This is a genomic window from Rhodococcus sp. ARC_M6, from assembly GCF_022810305.1.
Classification (GTDB): Bacteria; Actinomycetota; Actinomycetes; order Mycobacteriales; family Mycobacteriaceae; genus Rhodococcus_F.
Genome location: NZ_JALGQH010000001.1, coordinates 104,379 through 126,442, shown reverse-complemented (window position 1 = coordinate 126,442; position 22,064 = coordinate 104,379). Strand labels below are relative to the sequence as shown.

The window sequence follows — 22,064 nt, the reverse complement described above, 5'->3', positions numbered from 1 at the left end:
GCTACTCGAAGTCAGGCATGTTCTGCCCGCTGTCGGTGTAGAACTTCCACTTGCCGTCCTGCGGTGATTCCATGATGCGGTAGACCTCGGTGGCCCCGACAATCCACAGCTGGCCGTTGTTCCAGTGCAGGGTCGAGCCCGATTCGACGCGGCCGCTGGCCAACTCCTTGCCGTCAGCATCGACTACCGCGACTTTGTTACCGCCCGCGGTCCAACCTGCGGTGAGACCGCCACTCTCGACAGTGCCCGTCAGCACCAGCTTCGGGTTCTCCGTCGGAGTGGTCTCCGGCGAGGTAGTCGCGTCCGGAGTAGTCGTGCCGGGAGTAGTCGTGCCGGGAGTAGCGGTAGAGCTGGTGGGAGGCTCGGTCGTGGTCGAGGCAGGAGCCGTCGTCGTCGTCGTCGGGTCCGGGGTGGCGGTCTCCCCGGCCGTCGTTTCGTCCGTCACGTCCTGATCGGAATCCATCTCCATCGCCTCGGGTGCCACCCCCCGTGCTGCGGAGCCATTGGGGTCCGGCGTTGCCGGATCCCAGACGTGGGTATCCTCCCATGTCTGGTTGGCACTATAGGAAGGGTTGTTCGTGCACCACGTGTCAACGCCGGTTGCACTCTGAATCCCAATGCCTCGCCAACCTGATGATTCAACGCCATTATTGATCGTATACACGCGCGCATAGGCGCCCTTGTACGACGAGATTCGAAAATCAGTTCGCGAAAGCTGGCTGGCGGGGTACACATCGTTCGCCAACACCTCATTGGGGTTGTTGTCCCTGACGATCTTCAAGCGGTATTGCGTCGCGCCCTGCACTGCACCCCAAGAAACGGTTACGCGCTTAATTCCAGCGGTTCCAAGTTCTTTGCAGGTGACCTGGGGGGTGATCAGTGTCGGATAGAAGTTGCCCGTCGCCAACTGTGACCCCGTGGTACTGACGGCATCCGTGGGGTTAGCCATCGTCCCCGTGGCCTGCGCCAGTCCGAAGGTCGCTGCGGCAACACCGGCAACAGCGATCAAGGATCGCACGGACAGCTTGCCGGCGCGAGCACGTCGCAGATCAAACATTGTGAGCCTCCTGAAGGTCCCCGCGGGTTTCGTGAGAGTCGACGGGGGCGTCGTTCGTAGTGCCGGCACCGGAAGGGGCCAAGCGTCGGTCTTTCGATTTTCCGAATGCAATGACAAGCACAGCGCCTACCAGACCGCCGCCGAGAAAGATGGCAAGCGGGCTGGACAGCCAAGCCACGACGTAACCGAGACCACCGACATGAAAGAAGACACGGTCCGCTTCGGTGATCACGTAGGGCAGGCGGTCGGGACCATTGTTGGCATCACCCTTGAGGGTGGCGATCACCTCGACCCCACCAGTCAATTCGAGACTGTCCACGCGATGGGTGATCCGCACGCCCTGGTCGTTGTTGACGCTGACCACATCCCCGACGGTCAGTTCTGTCGCAGGGACGGTCTTGGCCAGAGCCAGTGCGCCGGTAGAGATCTCCGGCGACATCGAGCCCGAGCGAAACACCAGGGGCTTGATGCCGAACAACATCGAGGCGAGAGTGGCGATGATGCAGATCAGCCCGGCGACCGCGGCAACATTGAGCGCGATCTCCTTGCCTCGGCTGCGGCCGGGCGCAGCCGGCCCATCGGTGGTGACTGTCATGGCGTAGGTACAACGCCTTCGGCGGTGAAGTTGAAGCCGAGTTGGGCGATCTTGAACCGCGCATTGATGCCGGCATCCGAAGCAAGCTTGACCTGGATGCACACTGTTTCCTCGGCTCCGGCCGCGAGAGTACCGCCAGCTCCGCTGATCACGGCTCCCGTGCAGGCACCGCCACTGTTGGCACCGGTCTTGTGCACGCTCATAGTCAGCTTGTCGACCAGGTCCGCAGGTCCGGTAAACGCCTTGGCCACAACCCAATTGAAGTTGATCGTGCCCGTGTTCTGGACCTTGACCTGACCCGCCGTGCTCTCACCAAGCCGCATGCTGGACTTGGCGAGCGCCGCGTAGACGGCAGTGGGCCGCTGGTCATTCACCTTCATCTGGACCGACGAGGTACTGAAGACCCCGGTGGTCGCGGTAGCGCTGTCGGACCACGCCGCCATCGTTCCGACCCCGCCGAGACCCAAGACCATGCCGAGAGAGAGAACGGCCCGAGCACGGGTCCAGCCGGTTTCGCCTAAACGGCCGCGCATCCCCGACCCGAAGCGCGCGTTGTCGCGCGATTGCTGGTTGTTAGACATTCTCGTGACCTATTTTCGTTTCAGTGGTTGATACCGGCATGGCATGAGCCTGCAAGTCGTCTGCGTCGGAACCCTGTTCGTCGGCCGGTCCCCCGTCCACACCGTTCTCACGGCGCTTGTCGAGCAGTCCGCTGATCACCATCCACACCGCGTATCCACCCAAGGCCACCGCAACGCCGGTGATGAGAATCGATCGCGACTGGCCGTTGATCACCGTGTTCACCCGACCGAGATATGGCACCGAGTAGATGACCCGACCCCGGATCTGTTCGGGCACCAGCGACCACGAGTCTGCGATGGGGTTGTTGTCGCCGCGGGTGTGGATGCGACGCTCACCTTCCCCGGTGTAGTAGATGCCCTCGATGCGGTGGGTCACCACCCCGGGCTCGCCGGAGACGGGCTGGAACGTGATCACGTCCCCTGTGTTCAGGTCCTCATTCGGGGTCCGCTTGACGACGATGAGCGTGCCCGGAGGCATCGTCGGTTCCATCGAGCCGGTGAGCACCGTGTACGCGGTCGAGCCGGTGAGCCGGGGAATAACGACCATCACCGCGAGAAGCCCGACCATCAGCAGCAGCAGCACCCACGAGACGATGGTGCGAGTCCACCACCAGATCGTGGTCTTCTCGTCCCTATCGTCAGCAGGATGCTGGTGCTGATCCGGTACTCGTGCGGGGGCTGCATGCCGAGGAGATCCCTCGGTATGGTCGCCCGCGCGGCGACTTCTCGCGGTGATTGTCATTGCTGGCTAACCGAGCTTGCAGCGAAGGTGAACGTGGCGTTGGACTCCTGAGCCGCTGCCGCGCCCGGATCCAGGGTGGCCCGCAGGCACAGCACCTGCATCTGACCGGCCGGGACAAGTTGGGACTGAGCAAAGGCCGCGCCGTCCATGGCACCGCTGTAGAGCACGTCAGTGCCCCCATCGCTGATTGCGGTGCAGGCCGCCTCATTGGCCACCTTCGTCACACGCAGGGTGAGTGGCGGAGGTGTGGCGCCGTTGAGCACCACATCGGACAGCGTGTAGCTCATCTGCACGTTGCCGGAGTTGATCACCGGCAGGGGCATCTGAATGCTGTCGCCCGGGCCCTTGTTCTCCAGCTTGAACCCGTCGAGGTTGAACTGCTTGACCCCGTCGGTGCCTGCGGAGATGTCGAGCAAACCGGCTGTGATGGTGCCGCCGCCGGTCGCTTCTACTGAATCGCGCCACAGCGCACCGGTCTGCTGCACCGAGACGAACCCGATGAGCAGAACCGACGACGCTGCGATCGCCCATTTGTACTGGGTTTTCACGTGACCTTCTTCTGGTTACGGATTACTAGGAGAGCTTCTGCTCGAGGGTGACCGCGCCGCCGGAGAGGGTGACGGACTGACCCTGAGCGGAGTTATCGAACGTGCCATCCTTCGGGTCGAAGGTGATGCTGGTGGTGATCGTCCGGGTACCAGATGCGGTGACCACCTCATCCGCACCGTTCGCATTGGCGACGGTGAGCTGCGCCTGCAGCGCATTGGCAGTCCCGGTGAGACCACTGAGCGACGGCTTCAGCGTGGCCTTGAGGTTGGTGCCGACGAGGGTGTAGTTGTAGGTAGCGCTGTAGGTAACAACGTCACCGGGAACAATCTTTTGGGTGGCCGGGTCGAACGCTGCAGTGCCGAGCTTCCACACACCCGTGCCCGGAGCTTCGCTGATCGACAAAGAGCCAGCGGTGACGGTCGCTGCTCCGCTGGTGCCAGTCGATGCGTTCCACGCAGCCATCGTGCCCGCGCCGCCGGTGAGGAGCAGTGCAGCAGCGCCAGCAGCGATAGCGCCCTTGGTGGTCTTCTTCATCTGATGTGTCCTTTTTCTTGAACAACCAACGCCAGTGCGGGAGTGCACTGTCGGCAGATCGAAAGGTCCGGCCTCGATTCGGCCATCCCTCGTGGTCCAACCCGATGGCTCGGGTCGAGTCAGCTGTGCAATACGCCGGAGCGCATCAGCTGAAGTTTTTTGTGGGGCAGGGACTCTCGCCCCTGCCCAGGGGCATTACTGAATGTCCGGCGAGTCGCGAACGACTAGCTGCCGAGGCTGCCGAAAATGTCCAGGCTGCCGAGGGAACCGCTGCTGCTGCCGAGGCTCCCGAGACTGCCGGTGCCTGGATCGGTGGTTTCTGCCGTGACCTTCACCGTGACTGCAGTCGAGGCCTGGCTGGTGCCGCCGGCATTGCTCGCGGTAGCGGTGATCGGATGGCTACCGACCTCGGTAATCGTCAGCTGGCAACTGAAGTTGCCGTTCGTGTCCGCTGTGGCGGTGCAGCTCTTGCCGCCGCCGGTCACGGTGACGGTGCTGCCGGACTCGGCCGTACCGGAAACCGTGACCGGAGTACCCGTCTCGACCTCGGCCGCGTCGAGGGTCAGGCCGGTGGGCGCAGCGGGTGCCACCACCACGACGGGCTCGTCCTCGATGAGCTCGAGATTCCAACCGCCATTGATCTCGTTGCCCTGCACAACCTCACCACCGGGAATGCCCAGGATGAACCCGATCTGCACGCCGACATTCGTCGTGACAGGTTTCTTCGCCAACTCAATGCGAGTTGCCGAGTTCACACCGGGACCGATCTGAACCTGCTGCCCCTTCTGGCTGCCGATCTGGCCCTGCACGGTCGCAGTGCCGCCGTCGGTAACCGACCAGCCCTGGCTGAAGAGGGTGAGGGTCGCGGGTACGTCGCAGGTGTTGCGAACATCGAAGGTCAGCACTGTGCCGGAGTCCCCGGGGACCGGAACGTAGTCCGTACCGACGGGGCCGAAGGTGCTCGGAGCAAACCAGGCCCCGCCGTTCTGGGACATCTCCAGGCACGAGTCGGTGATGTCGTCACCCGGAGCGGCTGAGGCAATGCTGGGTGCGAGTAATGCACCCGAGGCCGCGAGGAGCAGTGCAGCCGGCAGCGCGGTGAACACCGCCGCGGTGCGCCGAGGAAGACGGGCTACGCGTCCGTCCCCGACCGGAAAGAATCGAGACATGTGAAGACTCATTTCGTCTATCCCGTTACCGGGCGTGTGGATTGAAAGACGCCAGATCCAGTTCACGTACGCCCCGGAGCGGGGGTAGAGAACAGGCGCCTGTCGTTAGTGCCAAACATGTTGCGGAAAGCTTTCGCGCCGAACCACTATCCCTGTATGCCCTCGCTCATACATAGCCAGCAATTTGCATCGGATCAATTTCTACCACACGTATCAACTTATGTGTCAGTTTTTCTGGGCAGATGTTCAGTTGCCCTGCAAATGACCGATGCGGGGAGTTTCAGTCCGGTAACCAGGAAGGTAAGAAATAGTTAGCTATGCGTCATAACTAATTCACCCGAAGAAAGAAAGATCGGTAACGGACCGAGTTACCGTTCCGCTTGACGCAATCGAACAGTCAACAAACTTTTGGTTTGTTTCACTGTCATGGTTCGTACTTGAATCCCGAGCGTGGCGACATTTCAGCAAACACCCAGACCGTCGAACTGACGCCTACCAGGGCACCTCTGCCGACCGGCACTACCTACGCGTCTTCGCTGTCACAGCACGCTGCCGCGTAGCAGCAGCGGCCCAAGGCCTCCGGCAGACGACTACCGGCAACACTCGGAACTCAATTGCATGCGGCCATGATTCACGATCGAAGAATTACCCTGACTCCAATTATCCTGAAGATAAACGCAATTTAGCGAACGTCATTCGACCAATAGCCAATTCCATTGAGCATCAGATTCAATGGCCAGATCGAATCAACCGGTCTCACCGTCGAAATACATCGCCACGTACGGAAAATTCGAGCTTATCGACGGAGAAGTGTCGACGTCCAGGCTGGGATCGCCCACCACCGGCGACGCGCAATGACAATGCACAAAGGACGATTGCAGGAATCCTCCTTACGGAATCTGCACTCCACCAACAGATTTGTCCGAAGTGTCAACACTCGGCCATTTGCCACGATTGTCCATCTCGGGCCAAAATACGGCCATCGCCGCCGAGACCTTCTCCTCGGGCGCGGCAATTCTCACGCCCGAGGAGAACGGCGAGGAACTACGCCTCGAAGATCGTGTCGCCGCCGACAACAGTACGAAGGACCTTCAGTGTCGAAAGGTCACCTTCATTACCGTCCAACGGATCTCCTTCGAGCACAACAAAATCCGCCAAAAGTCCTACGACTATCCGACCTTTGTCGGTTGCCTCACCCGTAATACGCGCGGCGGAACTTGTGTAGCCGGACAACGCAACGTACGCGCTCACCCGCTGATCGGCGCCCAGAACGTGGCCCTCACGGGTCACACGATGCACGGCAGTATTCATGGTGAAGAGTGGATTGACCGGAGTAACCGGGCAATCGCAATGCAGGCCAAAGGGAAGACCGGCAGCAACAACAGATGCCACGGGACTGATCCGCTCGCCGCGCCCCGGACCCAGGAAACGATCACGATGGCGATCGCCCCAGTAGTAGACGTGATTGACAAAAATCGATGCCACGACGCCCAATTCGACCATCCGAGAAATCTGATCGTCACGCAGTGTTTGCACGTGTTCGAGGCGATGCGCCACATCGATTTCCGGGTGAGCCGTCTTCGCCAAAGCGATTGCGTCCAGCGCAAAGTCGATGGCCTGATCGCCGTTCGTATGAATAGCGACCTGCCGTCCGGCAGCATGATGCTCGTCGACCAGCGCATTGAGTGAGCCCGACGGAATAGCCATTCCTCCGCAATGGCAACCACCCAGATCGTGGTACGGCTCGGTCAATGCCGCGGTGTGCAACTGGATGGATCCATCCGAAATCAGCTTCACACCACCCACACTCACCAGAGCAGTCGGCTCCGGTGCCCCACCCAACTGATCGTGCACGCCATGACCGAGATACAGCCGCGCGCGCAGACGCAGTTCGCCAGTCTCTTCGAGTTCGCGGTAGGTGTCGTACATTTCGGCCGTGACGTACATGTCGTGGAAGCTCGTCACACCCACCGACGCCATAACTTCCTGGGCACGCAGTACCGCGACCTTGGACGCATCACTGTCCATATCCGGGGTAAGGCTGTGTACCAGGGACATTGCCGGAATTTCGCGCAGTTCGCCGGTCGGAACTCCGTCTGCGTCGCGGACGATGACACCGCCCTCCGGATCGACCGTCGCCGCATCGATACCGGCCATCTCCAAGGCAAGGGAATTGACGTAAATTCCGTGGGCTGACAAGTGTCGCACCAGGATCGGATGCTGCGGCGACGCCCGGTCCAGGTCAGCTGTTGTCAGCCCCCGGTCTTCGGCCACCAGGCTGTCGTCGAATCCCCACGCCTGGATGACCTCGCCGGCCGGGGTGATCGCTGCGCGCGCACTCAACGCGTCGATGAGCACCTCGATCGAGGGGCACGCACCCGTCGTCGCCTCGACGTTACCGAGATTCATCCCCCACATGATCGGATGCAGATGCGTTTCGATGAATCCGGGAACAACAACTGCCCCAGCCAAATCCACCACAACTGCGTCAGGTCCGGCCAAAGCTGTGATCTCGGCGTCGGAGCCGACGGCAACGAACCTGCCGTCCTTGGTAGCCATAGCCGTCGGCGCACCCGCGACTGCGTCGTCCATGGTCTTGATGTCACCGTTGATGTAGATACGATCGGCCACCAGTGTCATGCCTTTATCTCCGTTCGTTTTCCGACAGTAGGCGTCGGCGATTTCACTGCAGGCTGCCGCGTCGCGACAACCACTCCGGCAAGAATCAACACCGCACCCACAATCTGCACGATGCTGGGGATTTGAGAAAGAAGGACGGCACCGAACAGCAATGCCGACGCCGATTGCAACACCAGGCTGGCAGCGATATTTCCTGCCGGCAACCGCTGGCTGGCACTGGCCACCAACAGCCAGCCCACTACCTGCGATACCAAGGCCAACAAAATGAGCCAACCTTGCGCCGCCAAAGGTGGTGCAAGATCAAGAGTTCCGGTGACCACACCGAACAATCCGGCCGTCACACCAGTTGCGGCTGTGGAGACCAGCATCGGCAGCCCGGTCCGACCGGCAGCACGCGTCGCCAAGCCCATCATGAAGATGTACACGGCATAGGCTCCCGCTGCAATGATCGCGAAGGAAGCACCGACAGCCGGGTTCGCTCCCGTCAGCGAGGTACTCATTCCCGCGACAAGTGCCACGCCGACAAAGAGCAGAGGCATGCTCGTCAGCAGTTCCCGAGTGATGCGCTGACGCAAAACCACATACCCGAGGATAGCCACGAACAGCACCTGCAGGTTCAGCAGAACCGTCGACAAACCTGCGCCGATCGAGTGAATTGCCTCGTGCCAGAGCACCAAGTCGATACCCAAGAACACTCCGGCGACGACGGCCTTGGCAACCCAACGTCCGCGGGACGGATGTGCCGACGGGCGACGTCGTTGGACGAGGACCACGATCACGAGCGGAATCAAGGCGTAGAGACACCGAAAGAAGGCGCCGGTCACGGGCGACGTGCCGGACAAGTCGTAGAGGATCGATGTCATCCCCAGGATGCACGCGCCGGTGACAACCACCTGCAGATCCCGACGCCGTTGAGAATCGCCAGTTCCAGCGGAAACGGCCCCCGAAGATACATCATCACTCATGGTGATAGGTTATCACCAGATGGCGTTGTCCTCACAAGGGAAGATGTTGACATGAGAATCCCGGTCACCCGCGAACGCATCATCACGGCCGCCGCCGAGCTCGTGGACAGTCGCGGACCCGACGCTCTGGTTCTCAGCCAACTCGCCGAAACCCTCGATGTTCGTCAGTCAGCTCTGTACAAGCATGTAGACGGAGTCGACGACGTCCAACATCAACTCAGCCTGCTCGCGCGTCACTTGCTCGCCGAGCACCTCCGCACCGCCGCCGTCGGACTGGCCAAGGACGACGCTGTTTTTGCGCTAGCCGACGCCTGGCGCAGTTTCGTCCGAACACACCCCGGTCTGTATGCCATCACCGACCGCTACCCCACCGCCCCGCATGCAGATCTTGTCGCTGCGGTGGGCGAGGTAGTCGACGTCATCAACCGCGTCATCGCCGGCTACGGACTGAGCGAAGACGACTCCGAGCAAGCAGCATGGTCCTTGCGTAGCGCCCTGCACGGCTTCTGTGTATTGGAAGCGCAAGAAGGACATCCGGCCGGCGCCGACCCCGACCGCGTCTACCGGCGCCTGATCGAACTGTTGTGCGCCGGTATCGGACGAATGTGACCACCTCTTCGTCCCTGATTTGCGGGGGTCGCGGTCCCTACTTCATAGGGTCTTCGTCCCCCTCCTGTCGCATCGTCTAGTCCTGGGTAATTCCTCGAGCTACCGTCGCGAGGAACCCAAAGCTGCACTCCAGCTTACAAAGTGACGACAGACGGCTTTCGAACGTCAGAAACCGCGCCATGACACCGCCAGTGTCACGCGCTCTCTTCGTGTGCGCGTTTCACATTCAGGAGAACCGAAATTGACCCCGATATCGATGTGATGGACAGCCACACACCCGCTGCAGCGCTTCGTTGACATTCAACATGGCGTCGCACACAATCACCCCCAGATCAAATACTTGGTCTGATTCACCGAAAAATCTTACGTATCAATCGAATTCAGAATCAAGGAATTCGCACGATCGTAGGCATCTTTCATGCTGGTTCCAGCGTCCATCTGCTACATCTCACCATTGGGGTTCTTTCATGCGTTCAATAACTCGCACCACACTCGTTGTGGGCTTCTCCGTGGCAGTCGCCGCAGGTTTGGCAATGCCTGCCTCGGCTGCCGACACGATCACGACAGTCGAGGTGGCTGCCACCGGCGGTATCGCCATCACCGCGCCCGCCAATGCCGACGCTCTCGAGGTCACCCCGGGATTCGATGCCGAAGCAGGTATTCTCGGCGTCGAGGTGACCGACAACCGCTCCGCCAAAGTTGACTGGGCAGCCTCCATCGCCCTGACCGACTTTGTCGGCGGCGCAACGGCGGCCGTTATCCCGGCGTCCGCCGCCGAGTACACCCCCACCACGGCCGTCGTAGTCGGAACGGCGACTGTGGCATCTTCCACCGCAACCAATCCTGTTGAGGTCCGCACTGTTCAGACCGCGACCGGAGTTTCCGGCAACAACACCGCAACCTGGGATGCGGCCCTGACCATTCCGGTCCCGGCAAGCGCGTTGGCTGACACGTACGTCGCAACACTGACACACTCCGTTCTCTGACCCACCGAGAACAGCTGCGGGGGCGTCCATCTCGCCCCCGCAGTCCTCTCGATTGATGATTGTGTTCACCTCAACGGGTGAACTCCGATAACCCTGGGAGTCCCCGGATCGTGCGTACTGTCCTCACCGCCCTGTGTGTGCTCGTCCTGACAATGCTGTCCTCGACGGACGGGACAGCGCAAACCCTCCCTGGCCAGCCGGGAATCGAAGTGCAACTACTCGATATTCCCACTGCCACACAACAAGATCCCCGCGCACGCGCCTACATCGTGGACCACCTTCCACCAGGCACAGTCATTAACCGTCGCATCCAGATCCGTAACAATTCGGACTCCCCCCAATCGGTGCGCATCTACACTGGCGCCGCTCACATCGACAACGGCATCTTCGTCGGTGACAACGACCCATCGATGAACGAGCTGACAACATGGACCTCGGTTGATCAGTCGACTATCGACCTGCCTCCCCGCGGCGCAGCCGAGGCTGTCGTGACCATCGACGTTCCCAAGGACGCCGCCGAAGGCGAGCAGTACGGAGCCGTGTGGGCCGAAATCCGCAGTGCGGCAGCGCAAGGATCGAACATCGTGCAGGCCAGCAGAGCCGGCATCCGCATCTATCTCTCCGTGGGAGCCGGCAACGGAACACCCGCAGACTTCGCCATCACGTCCCTCACTACGTCACGTGATGATCACGGCAAACCCCAGGTCTCCGCCCTCGTCACCAACATCGGTGGACGGGCCGTCGACATCACCGGCGAACTCACACTCACCAAAGGACCCGGCGGATTGTCTGCCGGACCATTCACTCCGCAGCAAGGCGCAACAATTGCACCGGGAGGTACCGGAACCATTGTCACCACGATGGCCCGCGAACTGCCCAACGGTCCCTGGACGGCTCAGCTGCGTCTGAAAAGTGGTCTCCTCGAACGCAGTACGGAAGCCCCCATCACGTTCCCGGATGCAGGCATGGGAGAGACCGTCGAACCTCACAAGTCCAACGTCCTGAAGATCGCTCTCGGCACCGCCGCGCTCCTAGTCATCGCTGCGGCAGTGCTGTGGTGGCTGCGTCGCCGCACCAAGCAACAGTCATAGCTCAGTCGAAAACCACGAAGTTGGGAATGTGGATGCTCAGACGTAACTTTCGCGCCGTCTCAATTATCGGCGCACTCGTTCTCACCGCACTGTCAACCGGCCCGGCAATGGCCGACGAAACCCCCGTTACGTTCGTCGTCACCGGTGGATCATTGACCATCTCCGCGCCGACCGCAGTCACACATCTCGGTACGCACTCCTCGAACGGTGTCGTATCCGGCCCCCTCGGCGAGGTCCACGTCAACGATGCTCGCGGCAGCGCCGCGACTTCGGGCTGGGTCGCCAGCGTCGTCTCGACCGACTTCACCACCGCATCAGGTCCTCCGATCCCAGCAAGCGCAGTCAGCTACAGCGCCGGAGCCATATCCCGAACAGGCACCTCGACAGTCGTATCCAATGATCCCGGTGATCTCAGCAGCCTTACCGCAGCGGTCACCGCTACGTCCGTCACGGGCAACAACTCGGCCACCTGGACCCCGACCATATCGGTAACTGTGCCCGTCGACGCGGTCGCGGGTGCCTACAGTGCGACCATTACCCATTCCGTTGCGTAATCACGGACGTGAACTCCGGTGTCTGCTCACCGTCCTCGGAGCACTGACTCTCGTCGCCGCGCTTGGTTGGTTCACCAACGTTGCCGCCCAACCCCCAATCCCCCTCCCCGACGGCGGAATCGGCGTTCGGTTGCTCGACGCGTCGACAGCCGGACGTGAGGATCCACGCGCCGCGATCTACATCGTCGACCACGTCACCCCAGGCACGACGATTCAACGCCACGTGGAAGTCTCCAACACGACAAGTTCACCGGCCCTTGTCAGCTTGTACGCGGCAGCAGCCGATATCCACGACGGCACGTTTGTCCTCGCCGACGGACGTACCCCGAACGAATTGTCCGTGTCCACGACGCTCGACCCTTCCGCCCCCGATATCGGTGCCGGCGAACAGGTCACAACAACCGTGACGATCTCCGTTCCCTCCGATGCGGCCCCCGGTGAGCAGTACGGCGTGATCTGGGCGGAGGTACGCTCGGATCCATCCGCGACCGGCGGTGTCACACAGGTCAGCCGGGTGGGCATCCGCATCTACTTGTCGATCGGTACCGGAAATCCGCCGCGGACCGACTTCGAGGTCGAATCTCTCACTCCGGGACGCACTTCCGATGGCGGACCCGAGCTGGCCGCCACAGTGCACAACCGTGGGGGCCGAGCCGTGGACCTGAGTGGGACGCTGACATTGACCGGTGGTCCCGGTGGCCTCAGCGCCGGACCCTTCCCGATTACTCTGGGAACCACACTCGCTCCGGGCGGAAGCTCTTCCGTCACTATCGCTCTCGACGACCAGGTGCCGGCCGGTCCCTGGAACGCCGAGATCGCGATGAAGAGTGGGCTGATCGAGCGCAAAGCCAACGCAGCAATCACGTTTCCCGATCAGGGGACCGCAGCGAACGTAGAGGTTACAGCGACGACCCCCGATGGCCGCACCAGATGGTTCACCGCCGCTCTCATTGCTCTACTCGCCGCAGTTGTGGTCATCACGGGGCGTCAAATCCGCTCGCGAAAGTCCAACCCGAACGTAACGTTGCCTTCCACGTCCACGTCATAGATTTCCACGCCTTCGTCAACGTGGGGTGCATCCGAACCGAATGCGACAGCCACCTTCGATATTGCGTTCCTGGTCATGTCCAACACAAGTTCGACGGCCTCAGCCGGCGAAAAATGCTCACGCACTGCATCAATCACGTCGACGGGAATGAATCCGGGTTGCCACACCATCTCGTCGGCCAACGCGAGTGCCGCCTTGTGGCGAGGCGACATGTCACTGCTCTCGTAGTTGTCCACCTTGCCGAAGAGCGCTTCGTCCGCGCCGGCCTCCAACGCCGTATTCATCCTCAGCGACTTACACAACCGGCAATTATGTTGGCGCGCTTGACGGAGCCGCACCAGTTCCGTCGTCACAGGATCGAGAATCCTGAGCCGGGCCACGTTGCGAGCAAACAGCGCGCTCTCCACCGAAAGCTCGAACTCACCCCACGCCGGCACTGTCTCCCACTGCGTTTTCGACGGCCCGAATAACAGCTCCAGGATGTGCAACAAGCGCGGAATCCAGTCGGCGACATACACCCCGAATACGAATTCCTTGGCGCCGCTGCCCATCTCATTCAGCAGCGCGGTGCGCAGACCAACGTCGACACTCGATACGTCGATGCTGAACTGCTCCGCAAAGTCGAGTGCAATCGAATCCGAGATCTCCTCGACCTGCGGCAGCACCGGCAACGCCGACAACGACAGAGCATCTGCACACGTTTTCCGCGCCAGACCACCCAGAACCCCAGGATTGGTGAAGATCATTCGAAGAAGGACCTCCGACGCCTCGGGTGCATAGCGAAGAAGCGCTTCTTCATCACTCCACCCCGTGGGCACGTCATACGCGGCCATAAATCGCTCCCATCCATACCCCGACAAGTGCTTGCTTCGACGCTTCCACATCTACAGCATGGTGGTCGCCAATCCAATAGCGATTACCGATCCGCTCAATGGCCTCCATCAGAATCAATGCAAGCATGCCGGCGTCGGCACCCTCCGGTGCGCGACCGGCACTGCGCTCCGAGTTTATGACTGCGGCAACAGGTTCGATGAAACTCTCGAGCCCGCGATCCCAGAGATCCTCAACCCCCGGATCTGAAGACCGGGCGTCACGCATTGCCCGAAGCAAATGCGGGTGCCTCATCCAGGTGCCCTGTACTGCGGTGATCATCTCCTCGATCAACTTTGCAGGATCGCCGTCTCCGTCGCAGTAGATGGCAGAGGCAACGGCAACTTCCTCGTCGACTTCTTTGGTGAGTTCACGAACTGCGACGGACTTGTTGTCGAAGTAGAAATAGAAGGCCGAGCGAGTCACACCAGCCGCCTGCGAAATGTCGCGAACGTTCAGATCATTGAGAGTTGTTGTCTCGAGAAGGTTTTCCAAGGCACGCAAGATCGACTCGCGTCGAAACTCGCCCTTGTCCGACAACTCGTTCCACCTCTCATCTCGACGCATTTGTGAGCCAGGCCACATCGTAGGCAGATTTTTGACACGTGTCAATAGTGCTGAATTCCACCCGGAAATCCTTAGTCCCACTCACCGGGAATACCCATGTCGCACTCGCAACGAATACGGTTCTGTCTCCAGCATTCGCCTTCGCGAAGTTGCAATTCTTCACTGCAACTAGAGATTTCGAGTCGTCTTCGCTGCAGATCCAGCCATTCCCTCCACGGCAACAGGAGCATCACGTCATGATCGACTACACCGGAAAAACCGTTGTCCTCACAGGTTGCTCGTCCGGCATCGGAGCGCAGGCCGCCACCAAACTTGCCGCACTCGGCGCAACCGTCATCGGCATCGACCGCGTCCCTTCCACGAGCGATTCCGTCTCCCAGATGATTGTCGGCGACCTCTCGACCCAAGCCGGAGTCGAGGCAATCGCCGCCCAGATCGAAGGCCCGATCGACGTACTGATCAACAACGCCGGCGTCGCCGCTACTCTGCCGTGGCGCACCGTCATGTCGATCAACGCACTCGCCCCTCGCGACCTCACTCGGTTGCTGCTGCCCAAGTTCACCGCCGACCCGGCCGTCGTCACCACCGCATCGCAAGCCGGATTCTTGTGGCAGCAGAACTTTGCCCGCCTCAATGCTTTTCTGGCCATTGATAACTGGGAAGAGGCGCTGCATTCGCTCGCAGACTTCCCCAACATCGACGAGGTCTGCTACAACGTCTCCAAGGAAGCCGCCATCATCAACGCCGGCAACCTTGCCGTCGACGGCAAGCACATCGGCCTGCGCTCCAACTCCGTCTCCCCCGGCACCGTCGGGACACCGCTGCTGAAGGATTTCACGGCCACCATGGGTGACGCCGCAATCTCCGGTGCCGTCACCTGGGCCGGACGCCATGCGCAGCCCGGCGAGATTGCCGACGCCATCATCTTCCTCGCCTCGTCGGACGCTGCCTGGATCAGTGGAGCCGACATCCCGATCGACGGCGGATTCAGCGCCATGATCTTCCGCTCGTACATCGCGCCTGCCATGGCCGCAATGGCCACCGCCACAGCCTAGTCAGGAGTTTTCCCATGAGCATCGACAACGTACTGATCTCGATCAACCCCGCCACCCTCGAAGAGGTCGGGCGCACATCCATCACGACACCCGCCGAGCTTGACGCGAAAGCTGTTGCTGCGCAAGCTGCATTTGCGAACTGGCGCACCTCGCGGAGCACACGGCAGGGCCTGCTCGCCGCGTGTTCCTACGAACTCATGCGCCAGACCCCCACGATCTCCGCCCTACTCACCGCCGAGCAAGGAAAATCTCTCAGCGACTCGAGCGGTGAAGTCTGGATCTCGGCGCGCTGCCTTGCGCACTTCGCCCGTCTCGATTGGGCCGACGAATCCGAAGCACCCGCATCACCGATTCGAGAAGCGCGAATTCAGCACCGCCCCTTGGGCGTTGTGGCAGCCATCGTGCCGTGGAACTTCCCGATCTTCCTCATGATGGCGAAGATTGCACCCGCGCTCGCTGCCGGCAACACCGTTCTGGTCAAGCCCGCCGAATCTGTTTCGCTGGTCGTCGGTGAGGTTGTCCGCATCCTGCAGTCCATCCTCCCGGAAGGTGTCCTCGATATCGTCTACGGCGGACCGGATACCGGCAAGGCCTTGATCGAGCACTCCGCGGTGCGCAAGGTGTCGTTCACCGGTTCCACGAGCGTCGGCAAGGCGATCATGAAGCAGGCCGCCGACACCATCACGCCGGTTACTCTCGAACTCGGCGGCAATGACCCCGCGATCATTCTCGACACTGCGGATATCAATTACGCTGCAGGCTTTTTGGCCAATGCTGCGTTCTTCAACAGTGGCCAGATGTGCATCGCGCCCAAGCGCGCCTACGTTCCCGCAGATAAGGTCGACGCGTTCTGCGCCGCCTTCGAAGCTGCGATGTCCACCGTGGTGGTGGGCGACGGATCGACGCCCGGAACAACAGCCGGGCCGCTGCACAATTCCGCTCAGCTCGAGTACGTGCAGGGACTGCTCGACAAGGCCCGTGCCGACGGCGCCGACATCGTCGGCGGCAACCGAGTCACCACACTCCCCGGCTACTTCATGGAGCCGGCACTGGTACGCGGGGTGGACGACAACAGCGACATCGTCAAGTTCGAACAGTTCGGTTTGGCATTCCCCGTCGTGGCCTACACCGACGTCGATGCAGTGGTCTCCACATTGAACAGCCAGGAATTCGGACTGGGCGCTTCGGTCTGGGGAGAGCAAGCTGCTGCCGTCGCGGTAGCCGAACAGATCGACGCCGGCCAGGTCTGGGTGAACACTCACAACGCACTCGAAGTGGAACTCCCCTTCGGCGGCATGAAGAGCAGTGGCTTCGGCCGTGAAGGCGGAGAAGCCGGTGTCCATGACTTCCTGGAGACCCGGGTGCTGAGCATCAAGAACTGATTCTGTTTGTGAAGGATTTCGTTCGCTGAGCGAGCGAAATCCTTCACGATCAGCCCGGGAATATCTCCGACTCGACATTGTTGACTCCTCATGAGATAGTTGAACAATCAACTACTTGAGTACGAGGAGAACGACATGCCTGCTGTGACAGTCGAGAACATCTTGTCCCTGCCCCGCCTCGACGAGCCGGCTTCGTCTGCCGTCAACCGCCCGGTCAAGAGCATCACCACCGCACCGATCGGATACGAAGGCGAAGGATTCCCCGTCCACCGAGCATTCGCCGGCATCGACCTCTCCGCGCTCGACCCCTTCATTCACATGGACCAGATGGGCGAGGTCAACTACGCGCCCGGTGAGCCCAAGGGCACCCCCTGGCATCCGCACCGCGGCTTCGAGACCGTCACCTACATGATCGACGGCATCATGGAACACCAGGACTCCAACGGCGGCGGCGGCGTGATCAGCGGCGGCGACACCCAGTGGATGACAGCCGGCGGCGGCATCCTCCATATCGAAACTCCCCCGGAGCACCTCGTTGTCAGCGGCGGCCTCTTCCACGGCGTCCAACTATGGGTGAACCTGCCCCGCAACAACAAGATGGCAGCACCGCGCTACCAGGACATCACCGGCAACAAGGTTGCACTGGTTTCCTCCCCCGACGGCGGCGCCTTGGTTCGCGTTATCGCCGGAGAGATCGCCGGCCACGCTGGCCCCGGATCGACGTACACACCAATCGCACTGTCTCACACAACCATTGCCCCCGGCGCCAGCGTCACATTGCCATGGAACCCGGACTTCAACGCCCTCGTCTACGTTCTTGCCGGTGAGGGAACCGTCGGCGCCGAGCGTCGGCCCGTTCGCGCCGGACAGACAACGGTCTTCGGGCGCGGCGACACCATCACCATCGCAGCATCCGATCGCCAAGATTCACGGACCGAATCGCTCGAGGTCTTCATCCTCGGCGGCAAGCCGATCCGCGAACCCATCGCCATGGCCGGTCCGTTTGTCATGAACACCAAGTCCGAGGTCATGCAGGCCTTCGAGGACTTCCAGGCCGGACGCCTCGGATCCATCCCCGCAGCTCACGAAACACTGAGCTGACACCTCGTAGTCTGAAAGAATCCGGACCGAAGGAGAACCTCATGCTGGCTTCACATATCGACGTACACCGATCCGGCGACCGCTTGAAATCCCGCATCTCCTGGCTGGATTCAAAGCACTCCTTCTCCTTCGGTCAGCACTACGATCCCGACAACACCCACCACGGGCTTCTCCTCGTCAACAACGACGACACCGTGCTTGCCGGAAGCGGATTCGACACGCACCCACACCAAGACATGGAAATCGTCACGTGGGTGCTCCGGGGTTCACTGGTCCACCAGGATTCCATCGGCCACTCCGGCGTCATCTATCCCGGACTCGCACAACGGATGAGCGCCGGCAGCGGCATCATGCACAGCGAGAAAAACGATTCCTGGCGCCTCGGCGGCCAACAGCATTCCGATCCTGTGCATTTCGTCCAGATGTGGGTGGTCCCCGACGAGGCCGGCCTCACGCCCGGATACGAACAACTCGAAATCGACGACGAGCTCCTGCGCGGCGGCCTGATCCCCGTCGCTTCGGGAATGCCGCAGTACAAGGATCATTCGGCCATACGCATCAACAACAAACATGCGGCTCTGCACGTCGCCCGCTTGCACCCCGGTAAAGCTGTGAACCTTCCGAGCGCACCGTTCCTGCACGTGTTCGTCGCCGACGGCACAGTAGAAATGGAAGGCGTCGGGACGTTGCATCAAGGTGACGCAGTGCGCCTGACCTCGTCCGGTGGACAACAACTGACTTCCGAAGCCGGAGCAGAAGTCCTCGTCTGGGAAATGCACGCCCGTATCGGTGGTTGAGACCCGGTCTCCGGCACGCCCGGTGCCCCCGGTAATACTCGAGGCATGAGCATCGATTACTCCGCCGCGCCCGTCAAGAAGCTTGATCCTCTCAACACTCTGATGGATATTCGCGCGGTTGCGGTAGCGCCCGGCAGTCTCACCTTTGCCCAGGAAACCGGCGAACGCTTTCAGGATCATCGTGGCCGCACCGTGCTCGGATCTATCGGCGTCATGCTCGACGGAGTCACCGGCGGAGCCGTGTATTCCGGACTCACCTCCGACCATCAGTCGGTGCTCGCACAGATCACCGTCAGCACTGCTGCCGATTTCCCGCGGGCCGGAAGTGTCGGAGCCGTAGGCACACTCGTGCATCTCGACGACGGCGTCGGACTGGCGTCCGGTGAACTACGCGACGGCAACAACACCCTCCTCGCCGTGATGGCCGGCCGCGCCATGATCGTCACACGGCCACCCGTCGTAGGCATCGACGACTACATGGAAGCCCAGCCCTTCGAGGTGCCGATCCCGGAGGGTGTCAGCGATCTGACCGGACGCAGTGGATCCGACGTCGTCGAGGGAATCCTCGCCGGAACAATCAAGCGCGGACCGCTCGCCGGACTCCTCGACCTCACCGTGTCCGAGGTGACACCCGGCTCCGTCGTCGGTGAAGTTGCGCCGGTCGAGTGGATGGCAAACCCCCTCGGAGCAGTACAGGGCGGCGTCCTCATCTCGGTCGTCGACGTCATCACCGGCCTTGCCGCCCAGACCCTGACCATCACCGAACAGGACTACCGCGTTCTCGACCACAAAATCGACTTCTTGCGCTCCCCCAGCATCGACGGGCCCGTGATGCGCGCCGAAGCCGACGTGATCCGCGCCGGTCGCAGGCTTGCACTGATCGAATCCCGCATCGTCGACAACACGGGCCAGGTCTACGTCCGCGCCACCTCCAGCATCCAGATGCTCTCCCAGCAAGTTCACAGCGAGTAGCCAGCCCCGCGCCAGGTCGCCCATCCACCATTGAGCCAACAGCCACAGTGGAGGTAGACGCGTGAACAAAGACATCGAAATCAGTCGGCAACGAGTGAGCCGCAGGCGGGCTCTGGCGCTCGGCGGAACCATCAGCTTGGGCGGACTCATCGCCGCCTGCGGCGGCAACAGTGGCACCACCACGTCGGCCACTGCGGTGGCATCGACAACCACCACCGCCACCCCGGGTGACGCCGTCACCGCGCTGCTCGCCAAGGCACCCCAGTGCGTCATGAGTAAGGAAGAAACTCAGGGCCCCTACTGGTTCGACGTCGATTCCATCCGCAGCGACATCCGCGAAGATCGCCCCGGCACCACCCTGCAGGTTGCCATGCGGGTGCAGGACAACAGCCAGTGCAACGTCGACGGCAGCATCGGCGCCGTCAACAATGCCGTCGTCGAGATCTGGCACTGCGACGCCGGCGGTGTGTACTCCGGCTTCGAATCCGGTTCAGTGAGCGCCAACGGTGGCGGAGGAGGCGGAACTCCGCCGGCCGGCGGAATGGGCGAACCCCCGTCAGGCGGTGGGATGGGTCAGCCCCCAGCAGGAGGCGGTGGCGGAATGGGCGGCTCCGGCGAAACCTCCGACGGCTCCTACAGCGTCGGCGACAGCGAAGCCACCACCACAGACGACGGCACCTATTTGCGCGGCGCCCAGACCACGGACACCAACGGCATCGCCCAGTTCACCACCATCTTCCCCGGCTGGTACATGGGCCGCACCACGCACATTCACGTCAAGGTGCACATCGACAAGAAGACTGTCCTCACCACGCAGACCTTCTTCGACGAGTCCCTCCTCAACGCGGTGTATGCCACCAGTCCGTACAGCGAACACACCGGCCGCGAGAGCAACACCACCAACGCCAGCGACGGGATCTTCGACGAGACCGGCATCATGACCGTCGAAAAGCAGTCGGACGGCACCTACCTCGCAGTCATCAACCTTGGCATCGATACCTGACCTGATTGTGAAAGATTTCGTTCGCTGAGCGAGTGAAATCCTTCACAATCAGAGGGCTCCACAAAATTAGACCGACTGGTCCGATAATGTTCGCAAGTCAAGTTTGCGAGCATTGGGAGAATTAGTGAAGAAGAAGTTTGTCGGGGCACTGTTGTGCGCTGCATCGGCCGTCGGTTTGGCACTCGCGGGTGGCGGTGTCGCCAACGCAGGCACCTATATTCCCGGCGGCACCGATGGCGTCTACCGTGTCGGAGGTGGGGAAGGCCAGATGTTGCCCGGCCTGTGGAGCACTTCCGGTGGCCGGACCTGCTACTGGGAGCGAACGGGATCCGGTCGCACCATCATCGAAAACAGCTTCGGCGACGGCGCCCAAACAATCCAAGTGATGTGGGGCGACACAAGCTTCACCTCCAACCGCTGTGGAGCTTGGGAGCGTCACGCGCCGGTTCCCAATCCGATCCCGGGACTGCCGCCGATCGAGGCTGTTGACTACCAGAACATGATGTCCGTACTCCTTCCGCTCGGCATGGGGTCGGCGGTCGTGGGTTCATCGATGGGTTCATCGTTGCTCCCCGCGCTCGTCTACGGAAGCTGACCTGATTGTGAAGGGTTTCGTTCGCTGAGCGAGCGAAACCCTTCACGATCAGCACGGCAGCGGAACCTCCAGCGTGCGCCGCGTCCAAGTGGACATGAGCACGAACAAAATCATGGCGGCACAGGATGGACAGAACTGCATCAAACAACACAGAACAGTCCTCATTGACCAACTGTTCGCAACCCTGCAGCGCCATACGTCGCCGAGCTCACTCGAGGCAGCACACCGACGCAACCTCGGCCGCACGGGAAGCGCCGTCGCAGCCCGATTACTGAAGGCCGCCGGTGACGGCGGTGAATCCGAAGCAGAACGGACCCTGCACCAGCTATTGCGGCTTCACCGGATTTCGGGTTGGACTCCCCAGTACCGCAGTTGCGGCTACGTTATCGACGTGGCATTTGTCGCTCACGCCCTGGCAATCGAGGTTGACGGCTGGGCCTGGCACGGCAACGTGGATCGGTTCAACTCCGACGCGCACCGCCAGAACATTCTGGTGAACGCGGGCTGGCACGTCCTGCGCTTCACGTGGCATCAGTTGACGCTCACCCCCGAGATAGTGGTGACTCAGATCGCGCAAGCCCTGAGCGGGTCGCGGTAGTGAG

Annotated in this window: 25 protein-coding genes; 14 read left to right on the top strand and 11 right to left on the bottom strand. The window is 61.5% G+C overall.

Translation table 11 applies throughout. From position 1 onward, the window contains the following. Window position 1 precedes the first annotated feature (1 nt). The 7 genes from MTX36_RS00575 to MTX36_RS00545 form a co-directional block, all read right to left on the bottom strand. Entirely contained in the window at window positions 2-1,057 is a 1,056-nt protein-coding gene (locus MTX36_RS00575; RefSeq protein WP_243617832.1) for a hypothetical protein, read from the bottom strand. After that, window positions 1,050-1,652, bottom strand: coding sequence for a signal peptidase I (locus tag MTX36_RS00570; protein WP_243617831.1), 603 nt, complete (start codon window positions 1,650-1,652; stop codon window positions 1,050-1,052). The genes MTX36_RS00575 and MTX36_RS00570 overlap by 8 nt, the downstream gene beginning before the upstream one ends. Then, window positions 1,649-2,233: a SipW-dependent-type signal peptide-containing protein gene (locus MTX36_RS00565; protein ID WP_243617830.1), complete on the bottom strand. Its 585-nt coding sequence runs from the start codon at window positions 2,231-2,233 to the stop codon at window positions 1,649-1,651. Before MTX36_RS00565 ends, MTX36_RS00570 begins: the two co-directional genes overlap by 4 nt. Next, window positions 2,226-2,975 carry a signal peptidase I gene (locus MTX36_RS00560; RefSeq protein ID WP_243617829.1) on the bottom strand — a complete coding sequence of 250 codons (750 nt, stop codon included), beginning with the start codon at window positions 2,973-2,975 and terminating at the stop codon, window positions 2,226-2,228. Before MTX36_RS00560 ends, MTX36_RS00565 begins: the two co-directional genes overlap by 8 nt. After that, the gene (locus MTX36_RS00555; RefSeq protein WP_243617828.1) at window positions 2,972-3,523 is read right to left on the bottom strand and encodes a hypothetical protein; all 552 of its coding nucleotides are present in this window, start codon (window positions 3,521-3,523) and stop codon (window positions 2,972-2,974) included. Before MTX36_RS00555 ends, MTX36_RS00560 begins: the two co-directional genes overlap by 4 nt. Before the next feature lie 25 nt (window positions 3,524-3,548). Continuing rightward, window positions 3,549-4,058, bottom strand: a complete 510-nt coding sequence (locus MTX36_RS00550; RefSeq protein ID WP_243617827.1) for an alternate-type signal peptide domain-containing protein — start codon at window positions 4,056-4,058, stop codon at window positions 3,549-3,551. Between the two features lie 224 nt (window positions 4,059-4,282). Then, window positions 4,283-5,227: an Ig-like domain-containing protein gene (locus MTX36_RS00545; protein WP_243617826.1), complete on the bottom strand. Its 945-nt coding sequence runs from the start codon at window positions 5,225-5,227 to the stop codon at window positions 4,283-4,285. 732 nt (window positions 5,228-5,959) lie between these two features. Here MTX36_RS00545 and MTX36_RS29715 point away from each other — a divergent pair. Continuing rightward, window positions 5,960-6,085 carry a hypothetical protein gene (locus tag MTX36_RS29715; RefSeq protein ID WP_279394067.1) on the top strand — a complete coding sequence of 42 codons (126 nt, stop codon included), beginning with the start codon at window positions 5,960-5,962 and terminating at the stop codon, window positions 6,083-6,085. Window positions 6,086-6,271: 186 nt separating this feature from the next. Here MTX36_RS29715 and MTX36_RS00540 read toward each other — a convergent pair whose 3' ends face one another. Together MTX36_RS00540 and MTX36_RS00535 are read right to left on the bottom strand one after the other, a co-directional pair. Next, window positions 6,272-7,867 (bottom strand): amidohydrolase, encoded by a 1,596-nt coding sequence (locus tag MTX36_RS00540; protein ID WP_243617825.1) that lies wholly within the window; start codon window positions 7,865-7,867, stop codon window positions 6,272-6,274. After that, window positions 7,864-8,832: a DMT family transporter gene (locus MTX36_RS00535; RefSeq protein WP_243617824.1), complete on the bottom strand. Its 969-nt coding sequence runs from the start codon at window positions 8,830-8,832 to the stop codon at window positions 7,864-7,866. The genes MTX36_RS00540 and MTX36_RS00535 overlap by 4 nt, the downstream gene beginning before the upstream one ends. A 51-nt stretch (window positions 8,833-8,883) precedes the next feature. On the opposite strand from MTX36_RS00535, the gene MTX36_RS00530 reads away from it, so the two are divergent. From MTX36_RS00530 to MTX36_RS00510, 5 genes are all read left to right on the top strand, one after another. Beyond that, window positions 8,884-9,441: a TetR/AcrR family transcriptional regulator gene (locus tag MTX36_RS00530; protein ID WP_169632897.1), complete on the top strand. Its 558-nt coding sequence runs from the start codon at window positions 8,884-8,886 to the stop codon at window positions 9,439-9,441. Window positions 9,442-9,908: 467 nt separating this feature from the next. Further along, on the top strand, window positions 9,909-10,427 hold the full coding sequence (locus MTX36_RS00525) for a hypothetical protein (RefSeq protein WP_243617823.1): 519 nt from the start codon (window positions 9,909-9,911) through the stop codon (window positions 10,425-10,427). A gap of 110 nt (window positions 10,428-10,537) precedes the next feature. Continuing rightward, a complete protein-coding gene (locus MTX36_RS00520) occupies window positions 10,538-11,518 on the top strand; it encodes a DUF916 domain-containing protein (protein WP_243617822.1) in 981 nt (326 codons plus the stop codon). A gap of 32 nt (window positions 11,519-11,550) precedes the next feature. Continuing rightward, entirely contained in the window at window positions 11,551-12,072 is a 522-nt protein-coding gene (locus MTX36_RS00515; protein ID WP_243617821.1) for a hypothetical protein, read from the top strand. Then, on the top strand, window positions 12,044-13,120 hold the full coding sequence (locus MTX36_RS00510; RefSeq protein WP_243617820.1) for a peptidase: 1,077 nt from the start codon (window positions 12,044-12,046) through the stop codon (window positions 13,118-13,120). Before MTX36_RS00515 ends, MTX36_RS00510 begins: the two co-directional genes overlap by 29 nt. On the opposite strand, the gene MTX36_RS00505 is transcribed toward MTX36_RS00510, so the two are convergent. Both MTX36_RS00505 and MTX36_RS00500 read right to left on the bottom strand, forming a co-directional pair. Further along, window positions 13,060-13,953 (bottom strand): carboxymuconolactone decarboxylase family protein, encoded by an 894-nt coding sequence (locus MTX36_RS00505; RefSeq protein ID WP_243617819.1) that lies wholly within the window; start codon window positions 13,951-13,953, stop codon window positions 13,060-13,062. The genes MTX36_RS00510 and MTX36_RS00505 overlap by 61 nt on opposite strands. Beyond that, complete coding sequence (locus MTX36_RS00500; RefSeq protein ID WP_243617818.1) at window positions 13,940-14,530, bottom strand: TetR/AcrR family transcriptional regulator; 591 nt, start codon at window positions 14,528-14,530, stop codon at window positions 13,940-13,942. The genes MTX36_RS00505 and MTX36_RS00500 overlap by 14 nt, the downstream gene beginning before the upstream one ends. 263 nt (window positions 14,531-14,793) lie before the next feature. Between MTX36_RS00500 and MTX36_RS00495 the strand changes: the two genes are divergently transcribed. The 8 genes from MTX36_RS00495 to MTX36_RS00460 all read left to right on the top strand — a co-directional run bounded on the left by MTX36_RS00495 (window position 14,794) and on the right by MTX36_RS00460 (window position 22,060). Continuing rightward, window positions 14,794-15,612: an SDR family oxidoreductase gene (locus MTX36_RS00495; protein ID WP_243617817.1), complete on the top strand. Its 819-nt coding sequence runs from the start codon at window positions 14,794-14,796 to the stop codon at window positions 15,610-15,612. A gap of 14 nt (window positions 15,613-15,626) precedes the next feature. Continuing rightward, window positions 15,627-16,994, top strand: coding sequence for an aldehyde dehydrogenase family protein (locus tag MTX36_RS00490; RefSeq protein ID WP_243617816.1), 1,368 nt, complete (start codon window positions 15,627-15,629; stop codon window positions 16,992-16,994). A gap of 135 nt (window positions 16,995-17,129) precedes the next feature. Then, a complete protein-coding gene (locus MTX36_RS00485; RefSeq protein ID WP_243617815.1) occupies window positions 17,130-18,095 on the top strand; it encodes a pirin family protein in 966 nt (321 codons plus the stop codon). 41 nt (window positions 18,096-18,136) lie between these two features. Further along, window positions 18,137-18,892: a pirin-like bicupin family protein gene (locus MTX36_RS00480; RefSeq protein WP_243617814.1), complete on the top strand. Its 756-nt coding sequence runs from the start codon at window positions 18,137-18,139 to the stop codon at window positions 18,890-18,892. A 45-nt stretch (window positions 18,893-18,937) separates the two neighbouring features. Then, on the top strand, window positions 18,938-19,864 hold the full coding sequence (locus tag MTX36_RS00475; RefSeq protein ID WP_243617813.1) for a PaaI family thioesterase: 927 nt from the start codon (window positions 18,938-18,940) through the stop codon (window positions 19,862-19,864). 61 nt (window positions 19,865-19,925) lie between these two features. Continuing rightward, complete coding sequence (locus MTX36_RS00470; RefSeq protein WP_243617812.1) at window positions 19,926-20,867, top strand: protocatechuate dioxygenase; 942 nt, start codon at window positions 19,926-19,928, stop codon at window positions 20,865-20,867. 124 nt (window positions 20,868-20,991) lie between these two features. After that, window positions 20,992-21,462, top strand: coding sequence for a hypothetical protein (locus MTX36_RS00465; protein WP_243617811.1), 471 nt, complete (start codon window positions 20,992-20,994; stop codon window positions 21,460-21,462). Window positions 21,463-21,556: 94 nt separating this feature from the next. Next, the gene (locus tag MTX36_RS00460) at window positions 21,557-22,060 is read left to right on the top strand and encodes an endonuclease domain-containing protein (protein WP_243617810.1); all 504 of its coding nucleotides are present in this window, start codon (window positions 21,557-21,559) and stop codon (window positions 22,058-22,060) included. Window positions 22,061-22,064: the final 4 nt, after the last annotated feature.